This window comes from Paenibacillus nanensis (assembly GCF_003583765.1).
GTDB lineage: Bacteria > Bacillota > Bacilli > Paenibacillales > Paenibacillaceae > Pristimantibacillus > Pristimantibacillus nanensis.
Genome location: NZ_QXQA01000025.1, coordinates 21,529 through 38,841, shown reverse-complemented (window position 1 = coordinate 38,841; position 17,313 = coordinate 21,529). Strand labels below are relative to the sequence as shown.

General features: G+C 50.5%; 21 protein-coding genes and 1 tRNA gene. 4 read left to right on the top strand and 18 right to left on the bottom strand.

Annotated features, from left to right (window positions below):
• Nucleotides 1–55: 55 nt before the first annotated feature.
• Complete coding sequence (locus tag D3P08_RS25770) at nt 56–1,372, top strand: TrkH family potassium uptake protein (RefSeq protein WP_240647751.1); 1,317 nt, start codon at nt 56–58, stop codon at nt 1,370–1,372.
• 158 nt (nt 1,373–1,530) lie between these two features.
• Here the strand turns inward: D3P08_RS25770 and D3P08_RS25765 are convergent, their stop codons facing one another.
• Nucleotides 1,531–2,982: a SulP family inorganic anion transporter gene (locus D3P08_RS25765; RefSeq protein ID WP_119603003.1), complete on the bottom strand. Its 1,452-nt coding sequence runs from the start codon at nt 2,980–2,982 to the stop codon at nt 1,531–1,533.
• A gap of 351 nt (nt 2,983–3,333) precedes the next feature.
• Between D3P08_RS25765 and D3P08_RS25760 the strand changes: the two genes are divergently transcribed.
• Complete coding sequence (locus D3P08_RS25760; RefSeq protein ID WP_119603002.1) at nt 3,334–3,963, top strand: TetR/AcrR family transcriptional regulator; 630 nt, start codon at nt 3,334–3,336, stop codon at nt 3,961–3,963.
• Between the two features lie 38 nt (nt 3,964–4,001).
• On the opposite strand, the gene D3P08_RS25755 is transcribed toward D3P08_RS25760, so the two are convergent.
• The 8 genes from D3P08_RS25755 to rpsF all read right to left on the bottom strand — a co-directional run bounded on the left by D3P08_RS25755 (nt 4,002) and on the right by rpsF (nt 8,890).
• The gene (locus D3P08_RS25755) at nt 4,002–4,571 is read right to left on the bottom strand and encodes a GNAT family N-acetyltransferase (RefSeq protein WP_147381854.1); all 570 of its coding nucleotides are present in this window, start codon (nt 4,569–4,571) and stop codon (nt 4,002–4,004) included.
• Nucleotides 4,528–5,535 carry an NAD-dependent epimerase/dehydratase family protein gene (locus D3P08_RS25750; RefSeq protein WP_119603000.1) on the bottom strand — a complete coding sequence of 336 codons (1,008 nt, stop codon included), beginning with the start codon at nt 5,533–5,535 and terminating at the stop codon, nt 4,528–4,530. The genes D3P08_RS25755 and D3P08_RS25750 overlap by 44 nt, the downstream gene beginning before the upstream one ends.
• Entirely contained in the window at nt 5,532–6,446 is a 915-nt protein-coding gene (locus D3P08_RS25745) for a GNAT family N-acetyltransferase (protein WP_119602999.1), read from the bottom strand. Before D3P08_RS25745 ends, D3P08_RS25750 begins: the two co-directional genes overlap by 4 nt.
• Nucleotides 6,447–6,602: 156 nt before the next feature.
• A complete protein-coding gene (locus D3P08_RS25740) occupies nt 6,603–6,932 on the bottom strand; it encodes an AzlD domain-containing protein (protein WP_119602998.1) in 330 nt (109 codons plus the stop codon).
• Nucleotides 6,916–7,659, bottom strand: coding sequence for an AzlC family ABC transporter permease (locus tag D3P08_RS25735; protein WP_240647748.1), 744 nt, complete (start codon nt 7,657–7,659; stop codon nt 6,916–6,918). Before D3P08_RS25735 ends, D3P08_RS25740 begins: the two co-directional genes overlap by 17 nt.
• 78 nt (nt 7,660–7,737) lie before the next feature.
• Nucleotides 7,738–8,019, bottom strand: coding sequence for a 30S ribosomal protein S18 (rpsR, locus tag D3P08_RS25730; RefSeq protein ID WP_119602997.1), 282 nt, complete (start codon nt 8,017–8,019; stop codon nt 7,738–7,740).
• 24 nt (nt 8,020–8,043) lie between these two features.
• Nucleotides 8,044–8,571: a single-stranded DNA-binding protein gene (gene ssb, locus D3P08_RS25725; RefSeq protein ID WP_119602996.1), complete on the bottom strand. Its 528-nt coding sequence runs from the start codon at nt 8,569–8,571 to the stop codon at nt 8,044–8,046.
• 34 nt (nt 8,572–8,605) lie between these two features.
• Nucleotides 8,606–8,890 carry a 30S ribosomal protein S6 gene (gene rpsF, locus D3P08_RS25720; RefSeq protein WP_119602995.1) on the bottom strand — a complete coding sequence of 95 codons (285 nt, stop codon included), beginning with the start codon at nt 8,888–8,890 and terminating at the stop codon, nt 8,606–8,608.
• A 223-nt stretch (nt 8,891–9,113) separates the two neighbouring features.
• Between rpsF and D3P08_RS25715 the strand changes: the two genes are divergently transcribed.
• A complete protein-coding gene (locus D3P08_RS25715; protein ID WP_119602994.1) occupies nt 9,114–9,296 on the top strand; it encodes a YjzC family protein in 183 nt (60 codons plus the stop codon).
• Nucleotides 9,297–9,615: 319 nt separating this feature from the next.
• On the opposite strand, the gene D3P08_RS25710 is transcribed toward D3P08_RS25715, so the two are convergent.
• The 7 genes from D3P08_RS25710 to D3P08_RS25680 form a co-directional block, all read right to left on the bottom strand.
• Complete coding sequence (locus D3P08_RS25710) at nt 9,616–10,470, bottom strand: carbohydrate ABC transporter permease (RefSeq protein ID WP_119602993.1); 855 nt, start codon at nt 10,468–10,470, stop codon at nt 9,616–9,618.
• Nucleotides 10,471–10,472: 2 nt separating this feature from the next.
• A complete protein-coding gene (locus D3P08_RS25705) occupies nt 10,473–11,459 on the bottom strand; it encodes a carbohydrate ABC transporter permease (protein ID WP_119602992.1) in 987 nt (328 codons plus the stop codon).
• A 73-nt stretch (nt 11,460–11,532) separates the two neighbouring features.
• Nucleotides 11,533–12,936 (bottom strand): ABC transporter substrate-binding protein, encoded by a 1,404-nt coding sequence (locus D3P08_RS25700; protein ID WP_119602991.1) that lies wholly within the window; start codon nt 12,934–12,936, stop codon nt 11,533–11,535.
• A gap of 354 nt (nt 12,937–13,290) precedes the next feature.
• Nucleotides 13,291–13,381 (bottom strand) — tRNA-Ser (locus D3P08_RS25695).
• 71 nt (nt 13,382–13,452) lie between these two features.
• Nucleotides 13,453–13,680: a DUF951 domain-containing protein gene (locus D3P08_RS25690; RefSeq protein ID WP_119602990.1), complete on the bottom strand. Its 228-nt coding sequence runs from the start codon at nt 13,678–13,680 to the stop codon at nt 13,453–13,455.
• Between the two features lie 3 nt (nt 13,681–13,683).
• Nucleotides 13,684–14,541 carry a mechanosensitive ion channel family protein gene (locus tag D3P08_RS25685; protein WP_119602989.1) on the bottom strand — a complete coding sequence of 286 codons (858 nt, stop codon included), beginning with the start codon at nt 14,539–14,541 and terminating at the stop codon, nt 13,684–13,686.
• A gap of 24 nt (nt 14,542–14,565) precedes the next feature.
• Complete coding sequence (locus tag D3P08_RS25680) at nt 14,566–14,808, bottom strand: putative Se/S carrier protein (RefSeq protein ID WP_119602988.1); 243 nt, start codon at nt 14,806–14,808, stop codon at nt 14,566–14,568.
• A gap of 102 nt (nt 14,809–14,910) precedes the next feature.
• Here D3P08_RS25680 and yyaC point away from each other — a divergent pair, with 102 nt between their 5' ends.
• Nucleotides 14,911–15,519, top strand: coding sequence for a spore protease YyaC (yyaC, locus tag D3P08_RS25675; RefSeq protein ID WP_119602987.1), 609 nt, complete (start codon nt 14,911–14,913; stop codon nt 15,517–15,519).
• A gap of 14 nt (nt 15,520–15,533) precedes the next feature.
• Here yyaC and D3P08_RS25670 read toward each other — a convergent pair whose 3' ends face one another.
• Entirely contained in the window at nt 15,534–16,016 is a 483-nt protein-coding gene (locus tag D3P08_RS25670) for a DUF4446 family protein (RefSeq protein ID WP_119602986.1), read from the bottom strand.
• A 14-nt stretch (nt 16,017–16,030) separates the two neighbouring features.
• Complete coding sequence (locus D3P08_RS25665) at nt 16,031–17,197, bottom strand: aminotransferase class V-fold PLP-dependent enzyme (protein ID WP_119602985.1); 1,167 nt, start codon at nt 17,195–17,197, stop codon at nt 16,031–16,033.
• Between the last annotated feature and the right edge of the window lie 116 nt (nt 17,198–17,313).

Genomic DNA, 17,313 nt, shown 5'->3' with positions numbered 1-17,313 from the left:
AAAGCGCACGGATTTGACCGTTCTGGAGCGTATCGTCAACCATTTAAAAAATAACATGAGCCCGCCGCAGTTAATTACCGCGGTATTCTTTTGCCTTATCGCAATCGGCGCTATATTGCTGAGCATGCCTTTCTCCTCAAGTAACGGGGAATCGGTCGGGTTTCTCAACGCACTGTTTACCTCTGTCTCGGCGGTTTGCGTGAATGGACTCATCGTTCTCGATACGGGATCGGCCTTCTCGGTGCCGGGACAAGTCATTATTATGATTCTTATTCAAATCGGCGGACTCGGCTTCATGACCCTAGGCGTTATGGTGGCGATTCTACTCGGCAAGAAAATCGGCCTAAAGCAGCGGCTTATTATACAACAGACGACACAGTCCACTTCAGCGCGCGGCCTGGTCCGGCTATCGCTATACATGGTTCTGATCGTCTTCTCATTCGAATCGATCGCCACGCTCGTGCTTACCCTCCGCTGGGAATCGGAAATGGGACTTGGCAAAGCCGCATACTACGCGTTATTCCACTCGATCTCCGCCTTCAACAATGCGGGGTTCGCGCTGTGGCCGGACGGACTCAGCCGTTATGTCGGCGATCCTACCGTTAACGTCACGATTCTGATCTTATTTATCGTCGGCGGGCTTGGCTATATCGTTGTCATTGATATATTACGCAAACGTTCATGGAGGAAGCTGTCGCTCCATTCCAAAATCGTGATCGTGTCGACATTCACCCTGTTTCTGATCGGTTTCCTGCTGCTCTTCCTGCTCGAGAGCTGGAACAGCGCGACATACGGGCATCTATCGGTCGGCGAGCGTCTTCTCGCCTCCGCCTTCCAAAGCATGACGCCGAGGAGCGCGGGGTTCAATACGCTTGATATTGGAAGTATGCTGGCCGTCTCCCAATTTATACTGATCATCTTGATGTTTATCGGCGCAGCGTCAGGCGGAACAGGCGGCGGCGTCAAAATTAATACGATCGTCGTGCTTATTCTAGCCACCATTAATACCTTCCGCGGGGGCGGACAAGTTCACGCTTTCAACCGCAAAATTTCGCAAGACGCGGTTATGCGCGCGCTGGCTGTCGTTATCAGCTCTTTGACCTTCGTTCTTTTCATCACGATTCTTTTAACGATAACGGAGGATATGTTAGAGGATCATTTTCTCGAGGTGCTGTTCGAAGCGACTTCCGCCTTCAGTACAACAGGATTATCGATGGGGCTGACTGGGGACCTCTCGACCGCCGGTAAAATCATCATCACCATTACGATGTATCTAGGCCGTCTAGGTCCTCTTACGCTGGCCTATGCGCTTGCTCAGAAGAAGCAGACATCCAAAATCGGTTATCCGGAAGACCACGTTTTAATCGGCTAATCCACATGCCCTGCGGCGAGCTTTTGCTGCCGCGGGGCTTTTTGCTGTGCAGGAAACAACCGATCTCCCCTTCCACCCGAAGAGAAACCATCCGTATTCGTAAAAAAGGGCTCACGGAACGTTCCTATAACAGGTGCGCTCCATGAGCCCTTCTCTTGTTAATGTCCGCCGGATGCGGCCAGTCCCACCCGGTCAACGAGTTTTTTGCTTTCGTCATTTAGCCCGACGATGCTTACTTTCTTATGCTGAGCTTCGTATTTGGCTATGACCTTCGCGATAGCGGTCACAGCGGAATGGTCCCATACATGAGAACCCGTGAAATCAATGACGATCTGATCCGGATCATGCTGGGGGTCGAACAAGTCGGCGAAATGGCTCATCGTGCCGAAAAACATTTGCCCTCTGATCGCGTAATGTTTGACGCCGGCTTCTGTGACCTTCGTCTCCGCCTTCAGCCGCGCCATTCTCCAACCGAAGATCAGAGCGCTCATAATGACGCCGACAATGACGCCGCGGGCCAAGTCGTGCGTGTATACGACAACGACAACCGTTGTGATCATAACAAGCGAGTCTGCAAGCGGAACTTTTCGAATGTCGAGAATCGATCTCCAATCGAACGTGCCGATCGAGACCATAATCATTACGCCAACCAGAGCAGCCATCGGAATCTGCTTCACGACATCGCCAAGCACCATGATCAGGAATAGCAGCACGACACCCGCTACCATTGTCGATAACCGGCCGCGTCCGCCCGACTTCACGTTAATGACGGATTGGCCAATCATTGCGCAGCCTGCCATGCCGCCGAAGAAGCCGGTAACCGTATTGGCAATCCCTTGCCCGCGCACTTCTTTGTTTTTATCGCTTTTCGTATTCGTCGCTTCATCCAGAATCGTCGCCGTCATCAGCGATTCCAGCAAGCCGACAATCGCCATTGTGAGCGATACCGGGAAAATAATCGCAAGTGTGTCCCAATTCAACAAAACGTCTGGAATATGGAAAATCGGCAGGGACCGTGTAATATTGCCCATATCCCCTACGGTGTTCACTTCTATGCCGCCAAATACCGTTACGCAGGTCATCACGATAATCGCAACAAGCGCGGAAGGCACGGCCTTCGTTATTCTCGGCAGCCCGTAGATAATGAGCAGCGTTGCCGCCAAAAGCGCATACATGACCCATGTCGCGCCCTCGAATTGCACCAGCTGCGCCATAAAGATCAGAATGGCGAGCGCGTTCACGAATCCGATAACGACCGAGTGCGGAACAAAGGTTATAAATCGGCCCAGCTTTAGGAGCCCAATCACGATTTGAATAAGTCCTGTCAAAATCGTGGCCGCGTACAAATATTCCAGCCCGTGATCCGCTACAAGCGTCACCATCAGCACGGCCATTGCGCCTGTCGCTGCTGAGATCATCCCCGGACGGCCGCCCACAATCGAAATAATAAAGGCGATACAGAATGACGCGTGCAAGCCCACCATCGGATCGACACCCGCGATGATGGAGAAAGCGATCGCCTCCGGAATTAACGCAAGCGCCACGGTAATGCCCGCCAGCACGTCTCCCCGCACGTTGAAGAACCAGGTGTTTTTCAGTTTTGTCAGCAAAATAAAAGTTCCTCTCTTTCTTGTGTATGATAAGGGGTGACCTTCCACTCTCAGAAAGGTCGGGGCCGTTTGTCCAATGCCACTTATTATACACAGAGATATTTCACAATTCATGCTGACAAACCGTCAATTATGTAAATTATCTTTAGAAATGCTTCGATTTTCTCTGTTTTTCTTTCATTTTATCGGATTTTCACCCATAATCGCCGTTGCTCAAGGCATACCCGCTTCCTTAGCATGCGGCTTTTAATCGGGGTTATACCGTCCCCTCCTTCTGATGCCGCCTCGCGTTCAATTTATTCCGGGGTTATGGTATAGTCATGTCATGATGAACGGAGGAGATTTACGGATATGCCTAAAGTAACCCAGCGTTACAGGGATGAGAGGCGGGCCGCCATACTGGCCGGCGCCCTGGAATGCTTTGTTTCGAAAGGATTTCAAGCGACTACGATTGACGACATCGTGAAGCATCTTGGGATTAGTAAAGGCGGTCTCTACGGCTATTTCTCAAGCAAAGAAGATATGTACATTCAAATGGCCAATAAACGGATGGACGAAATGGTAGCGTCGCTCGGCGCCAAGTTCAAGGACTTGCCCCATGCAGCAGACCGAATATCTTATTTGTTCGGCCGGATCAAAGCGCAGCCTCTCCAGGAGCTGCGGAAATGGATGTCCTTTCACATGGAATTTATGCTGTACGCCTCCCGTCATCCTGAGTTAATTGAATTGCATAACCGTTATATGGATAAGGCCATCACGCTGATCGGCGAGCTGATCCAAGACGGCATACAATCGGGAGAGTTCCGGGAGGAGCTAGATTCGACATCCGCTTCCTATCTATTCTGGTCCGTACGTGACGGACTCGCGTTTCATTTTCTGCTGGACGGCCAGGATGACCGATATGCGGCCATGGTTGATGACATGGAAGACATGGTGCTGCGCTATTTGCTGAAGAACCCGGAAGCGCTGCCCAAAGAATAAGGAGACAGCCCGTTTGGTTACGGCTGTCTCCTTTTTTGTTACTTCTGCGTATAAGTCGTCCGGTTAATTTCATAACGGACCGCATGCATGCCTCTCCACTCGAAGCTGGACTGGTACGTCATGCCTAACCTTTTCATAACGGCCGTAGAAGGCTCATTGCCTTGCTTGGCTAATCCGATTACCGTATCCAGCCCAAGATCCCCGAACGCCCAATCAAGAGCCGCGGAGGCCGCCTCCGTACAATAGCCTTTTCCTCTCGCTTCTTTGGAGAACGCGTATAAAACTTCGGTAACTCCCATATCCTGTACAACGTTCAAGCCGCAATGTCCAAGGAATTGCCCGGTTTGCTTTGAATAGACCGCCCAAGCTCCATACCCGAACTCCTGCCAATGCTTCATAAAATACCGGATGAACCTTTCAGTCTCTTCCCGGGTATATCCGGCCCCTTTCGGCAGCCAGCGACCCACTCCTTCATCTTTCATCATCTCCGCATGCGCGTCCAAGTCCCGCTCCATATCCGGCACGTATAAATAAAGCCTTACCGTCTCTCCCCACAGCATGCCGTTACTCCCCGCTTCCTTCGGATAAACGGCTATTCCAAAGAGCAAGCAGCTTCTTTTCCTTCTCTTCCGCGAGCCCGGCTTTGGGCTCGGTCCCCTCCGGTCTGGAACGATCCCATATTAGCGTGTCCTTTATCGTCGTCTCGAGTGGACGGTATGTCAGTCCCGCTTCCTTCGCGCGGCTGACATTTACGCTCATCAAGGCATGGAGCTTGGCTTCCTCCGGGATCCAAAGCGGCATTTCGATCCATGACCCCACCTCCTGCTCCTTCAGGAAAGAATCCGAGACCCATGTTAGGCGCGCGTCGCTCTCCAACGCTCGTGCGCAAGCCTCTATGAAGCCGCCTACCGTAATCGGTTCGCCAGGTCCCGTCGCGGTATAGAGACCCGCGTGACGCTCTTCGACTTTGCGCACAATCCATTCCGAAACGTCTCTAACGTCGATGAATTGAATCGGCGCATTCAGGTTGCCCGGCGCCAGCACCTCGCCTCCACGGGCTATACGTCTTGGCCAGTAGGTCAGCCGGTCCGTATGATCCCCCGGTCCCGCGATTAATCCGCAGCGGACAATCAATGCTTTGTCTTCCATCTGCTCCCGCACCAGCTGTTCGCAGCGAGCCTTCATCGGGCCGTAGGCCTTCTGGACATCCTCGATGCTCTCATCCTTTAATGTATGGACGGGATGACTTTCGCTAATTTCCCCGGGAACAGATTCGTCGTACACATCAATCGTCGAAATGAAGGTGTAATGCTGGGTGCGGTCCTTCAAAGCCTGCAAGGATTGGTTCACGATACGAGGCACGTAGCCCGAAGTATCGATGACGGCATCCCAGCTGCGATTGTTTAAAGCGTCCAGTCCGCCGTCCCGGTCTCCGATCAGCTGCTCAAGATGAGGAAACAAATCGCGGTTATTCCCGCGGTTGAACAGCGTAACCTCATGCCCTCGCGCAATGGCCGCCTCCACAATATTTTTCCCAAGAAAGCGAGTTCCTCCGAGCATTAACACTTTCATCCGATCAACTCCTTCTGCGGCATCTCTTCCATTGTTCGTATCATATAGACCTGCGAAGCCGTTTGTTGAAAACCAAGCTCCCTCAAAGCTTCGATCAGGCATGCATTCGATCCAAGAACCAGCACCATACGCCTATAACCATCCCGCTCCGGCCGAACAATACGGGACAACAAAGCGTATAACAGCTCCCGCTTATCCTCGCTTTCAGCCATAAGCCGGCATTGCCCGATCGATACGCCGGCCTCATTCCCCTCCGCATCAAAAATTATTCGATACAGCGCATACCCTGAGACGCGGCTTTCCTTGTCATAAGCGAACAGGACTTCGCCGTCCCTGCGGAAATTCGCCCACTGCGCCTGCCACAGCATCAATTCTTCGTAAGGGCGCAGCTCGTGAGGAGCCCCATGCCGGAACGTGTACAACTCCTTGCTATTGCTCTTTGCACAGTCTTCCAGGACGGAGAGAGGCGTGTCACAGGACATCTGATACAGATCATCGACGAGCTCGTAGCCCTTGCTCTTATACAACCCGATGGCTCGCTCATTCGCCTTGATCGCTTCCAGCGTCGCCGTCTCCACCTTCTCTTCCCGGTAAATCTTCAGCGCTTGATCAATCAAGACCTTCCCGATCCCCATGCCGCGGTAAGGTACAGATACCCCGGTTCCGCCGTTCCAAGCGACCTTGCGCCCTGCAACATTCCGAACCCCGTTCAAGACAATCCCGACCGGAACATCGTTCTTCATCGCGATAAAAGACAGGTCTACGGATAACTCATCCTGTACAAAACGCTGAATGAAACGCTGCGTCGTCATCGTCAAGTCCACATAATATTCGGCAAACCCAAGATTCCAAGCCTGCACCGCCTCATCCAGCGTGCATTCGTTCAATCTTTTAAACGTATACAACGACATGGGCTACCCTCTCTCTCATCACAAAATAGAACGATTAGTCGGTTTTATTGTAATACGAACCTCATTGTTTCTCAAGTTATTATTTATCGGTATGTATTCCTGCGCGCACAAAAAAAGAACCTCCATCGGAGGTCCCTGAAATCCCAATAGCCCAACCTATCCAAAAAACTGCCGAATCAGCATCATCGATAGAACCCCGACGATTACTGTCGTGAGCAAGCTGCGGCTCCACAGCGCCGCCGCAAGCGTCGGCAGAAGAGCAAGCAGCCTTGGATTGTCTTGAATCGGTATAAAGCCTTCTTCGGATGTGAGAAGCGCCTGCGCAAGAAGCGCCGCCATAACCGCAACCGGGATATGCCGCAAATACTTCAGCAGGATGCTCGGCATCTGCACGCGGCTCAGAATCGAAAGCGGCAGCACTCGGGGCAGGAGCGTCACGAGCGCCGTACCGATCAGTATCCAAATAAATTCAGTCCCGATTGTCATGCTCGATCAGAACCCCCAATCCAGCGGCGAGAACAGCCGCGACAATCATGGCAATACTGCCGGATATATAATGGGCAAGCCCAATAAATACGCCGATTGAACAGGCCGCGACGATCAAGTCCGTCCGAAGCGGATTTCGGCTTCCGACTTGCATCACTAGCAGCCCTACGAACATGGCGGGCAGCGCGTAATCGAGTCCGAACGCTTGCGGATCCATAATCCATGCTCCCATGATCGCGCCAGCCACATTGGCGGCAATCCAATTCGCATGAGCCGTCATATTAAGACCCAGCATCCACCTATCCGCATGCTTCTGATTTTCCTGCAGCTTGCCGATCGCGACGCCGAACGTCTCGTCCGTTAGCTGTGCGCCGAGACCAACGTTTTTCCATAGCGAGTACTGCCGAAAAAAAGGCACCATCGCCGCGCTCATCAACAGATGCCGCAGGTTTACGAACAATATCGTGACGATAATCGGAATCGCCGGACTTCCGGCCGCTATCATGCCGGCGACAATAAATTGGGCGGAGCCCGCATAAAGGAATAAGGACAATAACGCAATCTCGATGACGGACAACCCTGCCGTCTTGCCGACTACACCGCATGCGAATCCAATGCTTAAATAACCGAGCAGCGTCGGAATGCAGTCGATAACGCCTCGGCGAAATGATAATTCCTGCAAGGGCTCTCCTGTTGCAAGCGCCGGCTGCGGACTTTGGTGAAGCAACAACTTCATCTCCTCTAACAAAAAGACCCGGAGACTCTTAGCGAGCATCCGGGTACTTTCCGATCATTGATACGACGACTATTCAGTCGTGTAAGGCAGCAATGCGATTTGGCGGGAACGCTTAATCGCGATTGTCAGCAAGCGTTGGTATTTCGCGCTTGTGCCCGTTACGCGGCGAGGCAAAATTTTGCCGCGCTCGCTAATAAACTTCTTGAGCAGGTCTGTATCTTTATAATCAATGTGAGAGATTTTGTTCACAGTGAAGTAACAAACTTTACGACGCTTGTTACGTCCGCCTTTACGGCCGCCGAATTTGCGCTCTGGACGCTCGTCGCCGCCTTCTCTTTGCTTGAAGCTCATCGGGATCCATCCTTTCGTTGAAAATTAAAATGGTAAATCATCTTCGGAGATGTCAATCGGGCGTCCGTCATCCTTGAACGGATCATTGTCGTTCCGTGATTGATTCGGACGATTGCCGCCATACCCGCCGCCACCGCCGTATGAAGAGTTGCCTCCTCCACTGCTGTAGCCTCCACTATTGCCGCCGCCACTGAAACCGCCGCCCTCTTCACGCTGTCCTCCGCCTTCGCGATTGGACTCCAGGAACCGGACGTTGTCTGCAATAACTTCCGTTACATACACACGCTTGCCCTCGTTGTTCTCGTAGTTCCGCACTTGAATGCGTCCTTCAACCGCCGTTAAGCGGCCTTTGCGCAAGTAGTTGGCACACGTCTCCGCAAGCTGGCGCCATGTGACCACTGGAATAAAGTCCGCTTCACGCTCGCGTCCTTCACCGCCGCTAAACGGACGGTCAACTGCAAGCGTAAACTGCGTTACCGCAACTCCAGCAGGCGTATAACGGAGCTCAGGGTCCCTCGTCAATCTGCCAATCAATATTACACGGTTCAACATGTCATGACCTCCCCACTAACAAATCTTGCGTTGACTAAGCTACGTCTCTGACGATCAACGAACGGATAACTTCATCCGTAATCTTCATGATACGGTCAAGTTCATTCACAACTTCAGTCGTTGCGTTGAAATGGACCAGTACAAAGTACCCATCACGAAGCTTGTTGATCTCATACGCAAGACGGCGTTTGCCGATTACTTCAGTTTTCGTAACCTCACCGCCGTTGGAGATGATGCCATTAAATTTATCAACCAGAGCTTGAACGTTTTCTTGCTCTACGTCTGGACGAATGATGTACATCACTTCATATTTGCGCATTGTGTTTCACCTCCTTTTGGACTAACGGCCCCGCAAGCGGAGCAAGGAACGAGCATAGGCTCGCATCTCAATACTATATCAAATTATACATGACATGACAAGTGCCGGCACGCATCCGTTATCTGTCAGTTATGCCCGTTACGTCATGCGCCATACTAACAAGTGGGCAAGTCAGCGCGCCTATGCCGCTGCTTGTCCATAATCGAACCGGAGGTGCTTTGCAATGGGCGAGTGGACAGTATTTAACCAAGGCGACAGAGCTCCAAACAGCGGCACGTATATTGAGACAGGCGTCAACGATTACCACATGGGAATCGAGGATCCGAAGAAGGTAAAGCTCCGAAAGGGCGAGCGTTTCCCGCAAAACACGAATCATGAGCGCAAGTGGATCCGGATGCCGAAATAATTTTTTTCGCACTCCTGTATAAACATTTCGTAAAACGGCCAATCTATAGGTGACGGTGGAAGAGAGGTGTGGTTCCATTGGACCTATTGGGACAAGGATCAGATAGTATTTCATCCACTTCATGTAAAGCGAGGCGTTGTGCTAAAGAAATCTTTAGGTAACACCGCAAGGAAACGCGAGAGTCATCTCAATTGTTTCTGAAGTAAGTGCGAGAATACGAATACCAATCCAGAACACCGTCAAGGAAGAGGACTCGCAAGAGTCCTCTTCTCTTATTCCAGTGAAAAAAGCGACCTCAACCGAGATCGCTTTTCGTTATTTATTCTTTTATTCCGCCAAGAGCAACACCTGAGATGATATACCTCGACAACAGGAAGTACACCACAATGAGCGGCAAAATAGTTAGTGACAGACCCAAATAAATCGAACCGAACTCCGTCCTGTATATATCCCCTCTCAGCAAGCTGACCATGATCGGCAGCGTATAGTTCTCCTTTTGAGTAAGGAGAATAAGCGGCATGAACAGGTTATTCCAGCTTCCCACAAAGGTGAAGATCGCCTGCACCGCCATAGCCGGCAGCATAATCGGCAATACGATGCGGTTGAAGGTGAAGAATTCACCGGCTCCGTCAATGCGGGACGCCTCCACCATCTCCATGGACAGAGTTCCGAGCAAATACTGCCGCATGAAGAACACGATGGCCGGCGACGCGATCGCAGGCAGTATGAGCGGCAGGAAGCTATTCGTCCATTCGAGCTGATACATGAACTGATAGAAACCGATCGCGCTTGCTTGAGTTGGAATCAACATTACAGCCATGATGAAGGTGAAGAAGGGCTGTCGCATTTTCCAGTTATAGGCTACGATCGCATAGGCAGTCAAGGATGAGAAATAGACAGCCAGAATCGTCGTAGAGCCCGAGACAATAAACGAGTTAATGAAACCCCGAATCGGATCAAAGCTTTTGCTCAGCAGCACATCCAGATTCGTCATCAAATGGGACGATGGCAGCAGGGAAATGCCCGCTTGAATTTCCGGCGTTGAGCGTGTCGCGTTGACGAACATCACCCAGAATGGCAATATGCTTAGCAGCGCGAGCAAAATACAGACGATGTAAGCAATCGTTCGATTGACGGTAAGGGAGGCTTTCGAGCTTTCTTTTATCGTGTTCATCGTTACATCCCCCTTTCCATCGTCTGGCCCGCTCTCGCGGATTTCAACATTTGCTTCTGTGCTTTTCTAAGCCTAGCAGCGTCGCGGTCACGCATGACATAGAACAGAATGGCCGCTAATACTGCCGCAATCACGAACATGATCATGCTGGCCGCCGCCGCACTGTTGTACAAATAGCTGCCGCTGAACGCTTGCCTGTAGATAAACACCGATGTCGTGAGCGTCGCGTTATCCGGTCCGCCCAAGAGGAATAACTGCGGGATATCGAACATTTGCAAGCCGCCGATCATCGACGTAATAAGCACGAACAGCATAATCGTTCGAAGACTTGGCAGCGTAATGCGCATGAAGATTTGGAACCCATTCGCACCGTCAATCTGTGCAGACTCGAATAGCGCGGGGTTGATGCCTGCAATACCTGCAATAAGGACGATCATCGTGTTCCCGTACCACATCCAGAACTGGATAAACGCGACGAGTCCCTGTGCTGTTGAACTATCCTGAAGGAAGAAGACCGGTTCGTCAATCCACCCCATCATCTCCAAAAAGCTGTTCACAGGACCCATCGGATACGAAAATAAAGCATTAAAAAGCACAGCGATCGTACCCGCCGTGATAATATTCGGCATATAGAGCAGAACCTTAAATGTCCCCTGTCCCCGTATTTTAAGGCGCTGATTGGTGAACCAAGCCGCCAATAACAGCGCGAGCAGGATTTGAGGAACAAAGTTCAGAATCCAAATTAGCCCGGTGTTCACAAGCGATTTTCTGAACGTAGGGTTGTCAGTGAGAAGATCAATGAAGTTTTTAAAAGGATTGTCTAATATTTCAACCGGACCATGGATAAGTCCCTTCATATTCGTAAAGCCGATAAACGCGGTATACAACGTCGGATACAATGAAAAAATTAGAAAGGCAATGATAAAAGGAAGGCTGAACAGATAGCCGTACTTCGCGTAACTGACACCCTTGCGGCCCTTGCGGCGCATAGCTCGAACCCCTCCAATCCATTAGAGATATGTGAAAGGGGCAGGCATTGTACCCGCCCCTTACCCGCTTTCATTACTCGCTATCGATTTGCAGCTGATCCTTCACCTGCTGTTTGAAGTCGGCAAGCGCTTGATCGCGGCTCTTGTTGCCGGCCGTGTACTCGCGCACTTGGTCGCGCCATAGTCTGTTGATCGTTTCGTCATACTGGGTGAGGTTTTTGCCAGTAGCGTTTTCATTCGCCGGAACAAATACGTCGAACATATTTTGTCCGCCCAGCAGCGGCACTTCGCCATTGGACTTCGCCATTACAACAGCGGATGCAACGGCGTCTTTCGTGCCTTGCTCGCCTTCCTTCATGATGCCGTTCGCCCATAGATATTGGAGACCTGTCTCGGAAGTATCCAGCGTTAACCACTCGATAAAATCAGCAACCGCTTTCTTTTTCGCTTCGTCTTTCGTAACCTCTTTGTTCGCAAGCAGCCACGTGCCGCCCCAGAAGAAGCCGGTTGGCGGTTCCGTAATCGCCCAGTCGCCGAATGTATCTTTTACATTGTCTTTCATCGTGTAGTTAATGAGCCATGCAGGGCCGAAGAAGCCAAAGATTGGTTTAGCGCCCGTACCAGACATGTCAGCGAACCAAGCTTCCTGCCAGTCTTGCGTATCGTTGTGATAGTCGTTGTCTTTCAGCTTTTTGGATTGGTCAAGGAACGCCTCGCGCTTCGGATCGATATGCAGCTTGCCGTCTACAATCCAGCCCTTATCGGAGCTGTTCTCGATCGCGTGCCAAATATCGCCGTCGCCGGATACGATACCGTAACCCTTAGCTTTCAGCTTTTCGGCCGCCGCGAAGAACTTATCCCAGCCAGGTCCGACTTCGTTTTTGATCGTCGCAGGATCATCTGTGCCGAATACGTCCTTGGCAATGGAACGACGATAAATGAAAGCTCCGCCGGTCGCTTGATAAGCAAGACCCTTCAGTTGACCATCCTTGCTGCCGATGTCGACAGTATACTGGGCAATCTCAGCAGCCTTCACCTTATCATCTGTGAGACCCAGATCCGCATAATTGGCTGCAAAGCTGGATGCGTCACCTTGTGTGTACTTCAGGACAAACGCCGCTTCAGCCGTAAAGATGTCCGGAGCATCTTTGCCGCCGCCTGCTAACGCCTGGTCAAGCGCCGGCTGGTACGCGCCGTCGGTAGTCGCGATGACCGTCGTATTGAACTCGACATTTGCTTCAGGATGGAGCTCCAGATACTTGGTTGTCATGTTCGGAATCTCATCCGTAAACGCCCACAGATTAATTTTAATTTTCTCTGTGCTGCTTCCCCCCGAATTGCCTGGACTTGCGCTTTCGGTATTCGTGTTTGTGTTGTTCGTGTTGTTAGTGGTGCCGGCCGAGTTACCGCCGCTGCACGCTGCAACAACGGAAGCCAACATGAAGACTGATAAAACTGTGGAAATAAAGCGTTTCATTTTCCTTGTCCTCCTTTTAATAGATGAAACCGCTAACATTTACAGTATAGTTTTGGAAGTAATTGCTCGTAAGGGGACGATCGTTGGGAATAATTCCACTTTTATTGGGTTTTGTTTCCTGTCCCCTCTTCTGCTGATTCTACTGATCAGAGCTGGATCATCTATTAAGGGGATACCTGCAACTTTGCATTTTACGAACATTCGATCCCGCAGTGGTCCCTTCTTCTATCAATAAAAAAAGCCTCTTGATGCGTATCAATTCAAACGCATCAAGAGGCCCATCACAGGTCACTAGCCATCTGTAAAAATTAAAAAAGCGACCTCATATGAGATCGCTGTTCATGGTATAAGTTATGGCGGAGAGGGTGGGATTCGAACCCACGCACGCTTTGACACGCCTAGCTGATTTCGAGTCAGCCCCCTTGGGCCTCTTGGGTACCTCTCCGCATGTAATAAATAATATATCATAAGGCCTGTACTTTTGCAAGTACTTAATTTGTAAACCTGTACATTTTTTTAGGTTCCTTGTTCTTCCTGCTGCCCTTCCTCGCTGGCTTTGGAACGAAGCACCTTTTTCATGTTTTTCTCGAACTTCGCCCGCGGTATAAGAACGCTGTGCTTGCAGCCTACACACTTAATGCGAATATCCATCCCCATGCGGATAATTTCCATCTCATTTGTTCCACAGGGGTGCTGTTTCTTCATTTGCACGATATCCCCAAGCTCAAACGATTTCCGTTCCATCCTCTACCCCTCCTTGAAGCCTCGTTGATATGTCACCATCCTCGGATACGGAATTTCGATCCCGTTCCGATCGAAGGCCTCCTTCATTTCTTTATTCATTAATCTCGCAATCGCGTGGTGTGTATTCGGCCTACATTCGGCGATGACACGGATCGTAACAGCCGTAGCCGACATCAGCTGCACGCCCAGCACCTCCGGCTCCTTCACGAGATCGTCGTGCTGCAGCTCCTTCATCGTGTGTGTAATTATGCCCATCGCTTTTTCCACATCGGCTTCATACGCCACCATCACATCGACAACCGCAAGCGAGTTGTTAACCGAAAAGTTCGTAACCTCATTGATCATCCCGTTCGGCACAATATGTACTTCCCCCGTCCAGCTTAAGATCTTCGTGGTACGAAGCCCGATGACTTCAACGGTGCCTTTAAATTGCCCGATCTGTATAACATCACCCACCGCGAATTGGTCCTCGAGAATAATAAAGAATCCGGTGAGGATATCCTTCACCAGGCTCTGCGCGCCAAAACCGATGGCGATCCCGACGACTCCCGCACCGGCAAGCAGCGGTCCTAGATCAATGCCGAATTCCGATAAAATCAACATAAACGAGATAAAATAAATCATGTACGTTATGACGTTCTTTAAGAGCTTGCCGACTGTCGTCATTCGCCGTGCTTGATTGGCGGAATGCTTGTTGGCCCTCTCCAGCACGATACGGTCAATGGTCTTATGCAGCACCCACATAATGAGCCGGCATATGACCAGTATGATCATGATCCGCAACAGGGTAAAACCGATTTCATTCCATAAATCCCCGGTCTTAAACTGCGTCTTCAGGTTATTATACCATTCCTCCATCATCCATCATCTCCATTTACAGCGAAGTTAAAGCTCGACTTCGTCGTAGCCGTTCGAACTTGGTTTGAAGATCCCCCTTATTTCCACGGACTCCTGCTCAATGACCTGCTTTACCATATTCAGATCATCCTCCGGAAAATGAATCGACAGCGCGCAGCCTGCCGTTATTTCTTTCGGAGTCGGACAGATGTCTATCTCAATCTCCGCGTATTCCAGCAGCATCTCCGCCCGAAGGGCCTGCTGCGTCGAATCAAATGCAATAAGCATCATCGGCCATGTCTCTTCCTTTCCATATTTCCATGATGCCTCTACGTATAAAATGGTTGTCCCATCCATATACTAGTATCATATAAGCGTTGCGGGAGGGATTCTATGAAACTACCATTTATGAAGGATGCGCCATTTAAAGTACCTTATACGTCCTCTAACATTGTCGGCTTATTGGTTAACCGTTTGTCCGGCTTCCTGATGGAGGTTCCTAAGAATCGCCCGATCGTCATCGTCTGCATCGGAACAGACCGTTCAACCGGAGATGCGCTCGGCCCGCTCATCGGCACTGCCTTACTGAAGTATAGGAGTCAGCACTTTCATCTTTATGGCACGCTGGAGGAGCCCGTTCATGCGATGAATTTGGAAGAAACGCTTGCGGAAATTAACCGCAAGTTCGCACATCCTTTCATCATCGGCATTGACGCATGTTTAGGCCAAGTGTCCAGCGTCGGCTGTATTCAAGTCGGCGAAGGACCGGTTAGACCAGGCGCCGGCGTTAACAAAGAGCTTCCTCCCGTTGGCGATATTCATGTGACCGGCATTGTGAACGTCGGCGGTTTTATGGAGTATTTCGTCCTGCAAAATACACGATTACACCTGGTTATGCGCATGTCCGACATTATTGCGATCAGCCTATTTACGGCCATTGCGAATCACATGCATATTCCATCTTCCGTCCGCGATCAAACGGCAGCCGCTGATCTCTCATAATTTGCGTTCGGTTATTATTTGGCCGCTTCAATCGCCTTTCGTTCTTCCGGCGTCAGCGTATAGTTGGATTCGCCCTTTTCGAGAGGCTTCGCATAGACGTAAGAGTTATCACGGCTATGCAAGCCCGAGAATACAGCGCCGTCCTTCTCTTCATTCACAATGGCAAGGGAAAAGCTCAAGTCGCTGCCCGAATCGGAAAATGCATTATAACGGATAATACCGAGCTTACTTTTCATTTTCGGCACGGCTTGCTGTACCGATTTGAGCTGATTTTGCAGAGATTCGATCTGCTCCCTCTGTGACTGAAGCATGTTCTTCATTTCAACGACAACATCTTCGATATTTGTTACGCCTGTATTCCCCATTACGGCGACATATTGCTTCCTAAGCTTTTTCAACCTTGAACCTAGAACCGATAACCAAATGATAAGCAGTATAACAACAGCAGCAATTCCAACGGTAATCATAAATACCGGTTCCAAGTACCATTCGTCCATTTCTGACCCATCCCCTATATGCGATATTGCTCTCTAATCTCTTTTACAGCTTGAATGCATGCATCGACTTCATCGACTGTTGTAGAATACCCCACGCTTGCCCGTACTGCTCCTGTTGAAGAAGTTCCCGCGGCAGCATGCGCAAGCGGCGTGCAATGAAACCCTGCCCTAACCGCAATGTGATAATGCTGATCCAGAATAAACGACAACTCTGAAGGATCAATTCCATCTAAATAAAATGCAACGATGCCTGTTCTCGCTTCCCCTAATGAAGGACCCATTACATGAATACCTTCCACCCCATTCAGCCCTTCGATTAGCCGTTGGGTCAGCTCCCATTCATGGGCGTAGATCCGCTCGACAGTTTCACTCAGAACATGTCTGACACCAGCCTGCAAGCCCGCTAAGCCAGGTGTATTTTGCGTTCCTGCTTCGTATCGGTCAGGGCGAACGAGAGGCTGATGCGGCGCCTCAGACTGGCTCCCCGTCCCTCCGTGCAGCAGCGGCTCTAACTCAAGCTCTGGGGCAATATAGAGCCCTCCTGTGCCTTGCGGTCCAAGAAGACCTTTATGGCCTGGAAAAGCAAGCATGTGGATTCCCATTGCCTGAACATCCACCGGCAGGATTCCGGCGCTCTGAGCTGCATCAACCAGCAGCTTAACGCCGTGTTTTTTTGCAATTGCACCGATATCAGCTACTGGCAGAATCGTTCCCAGCAGATTCGAACTGTGATTGACAATCATAAGCGAAGTATTGGGCTGAATGGCATCCTCAATCGCTTCCACCCTTATTCTACCCGTCGTATCAGACTCCATGTAGGTAACTTCTAGCTTCATCTGCTGTTCCAGGTAATGGAGAGGTCGTCGAACGGAGTTATGTTCAACGCTAGTCGCAATGACATGGTCGCCGGGTTTTACGAAACCTTTGATCGCCATATTCAGCGCCATTGTTGTATTCGAGGTAAATGCGATGTCATTAGGGTTTCTTATATTAAACAGCTTCGCAAGCTGTTTTCGCGTATCAAATAAGATCCGGCTCGCTCTTACGGCCATCGCATGACTGCCTCTCCCAGGATTCGCCGCGTCATGAAGCATGGCTTTCATAACTGCATCCGTAACCTCTGGGGGCTTCGGCCATGAAGTGGCTGCATGGTCCAAATAAATCAATGTTCTCTCTGCCATCACCCTTACTCCCTCCCCAATCTCCATCCCAACTACACTGCTTATTTTTTTCAATTTTCCACCTAAACAATAATGGCATATCTTAGTTTAATCCTTCATGGGAAAGATTACAACTT

Coding starts and splice junctions, on each gene's coding strand:
- yyaC (WP_119602987.1), top strand. CDS start 14,911: ATGAAACTACCATTTATGAAGGATGCGCCATTTAAAGTACCTTATACG.
- D3P08_RS25740 (WP_119602998.1), bottom strand. CDS start 6,932: ATGACAATCGGGACTGAATTTATTTGGATACTGATCGGTACGGCGCTC.
- D3P08_RS25670 (WP_119602986.1), bottom strand. CDS start 16,016: ATGGACGAATGGTACTTGGAACCGGTATTTATGATTACCGTTGGAATT.
- D3P08_RS25715 (WP_119602994.1), top strand. CDS start 9,114: ATGGGCGAGTGGACAGTATTTAACCAAGGCGACAGAGCTCCAAACAGC.
- D3P08_RS25710 (WP_119602993.1), bottom strand. CDS start 10,470: ATGAACACGATAAAAGAAAGCTCGAAAGCCTCCCTTACCGTCAATCGA.
- D3P08_RS25750 (WP_119603000.1), bottom strand. CDS start 5,535: ATGAAAGTGTTAATGCTCGGAGGAACTCGCTTTCTTGGGAAAAATATT.
- D3P08_RS25760 (WP_119603002.1), top strand. CDS start 3,334: ATGCCTAAAGTAACCCAGCGTTACAGGGATGAGAGGCGGGCCGCCATA.
- ssb (WP_119602996.1), bottom strand. CDS start 8,571: ATGTTGAACCGTGTAATATTGATTGGCAGATTGACGAGGGACCCTGAG.
- D3P08_RS25685 (WP_119602989.1), bottom strand. CDS start 14,541: ATGATGGAGGAATGGTATAATAACCTGAAGACGCAGTTTAAGACCGGG.
- D3P08_RS25745 (WP_119602999.1), bottom strand. CDS start 6,446: ATGTCGTTGTATACGTTTAAAAGATTGAACGAATGCACGCTGGATGAG.
- rpsF (WP_119602995.1), bottom strand. CDS start 8,890: ATGCGCAAATATGAAGTGATGTACATCATTCGTCCAGACGTAGAGCAA.
- rpsR (WP_119602997.1), bottom strand. CDS start 8,019: ATGAGCTTCAAGCAAAGAGAAGGCGGCGACGAGCGTCCAGAGCGCAAA.
- D3P08_RS25680 (WP_119602988.1), bottom strand. CDS start 14,808: ATGATGCTTATTGCATTTGATTCGACGCAGCAGGCCCTTCGGGCGGAG.
- D3P08_RS25770 (WP_240647751.1), top strand. CDS start 56: ATGAGCCCGCCGCAGTTAATTACCGCGGTATTCTTTTGCCTTATCGCA.
- D3P08_RS25690 (WP_119602990.1), bottom strand. CDS start 13,680: ATGGAACGGAAATCGTTTGAGCTTGGGGATATCGTGCAAATGAAGAAA.
- D3P08_RS25700 (WP_119602991.1), bottom strand. CDS start 12,936: ATGAAACGCTTTATTTCCACAGTTTTATCAGTCTTCATGTTGGCTTCC.
- D3P08_RS25705 (WP_119602992.1), bottom strand. CDS start 11,459: ATGCGCCGCAAGGGCCGCAAGGGTGTCAGTTACGCGAAGTACGGCTAT.
- D3P08_RS25665 (WP_119602985.1), bottom strand. CDS start 17,197: ATGGCAGAGAGAACATTGATTTATTTGGACCATGCAGCCACTTCATGG.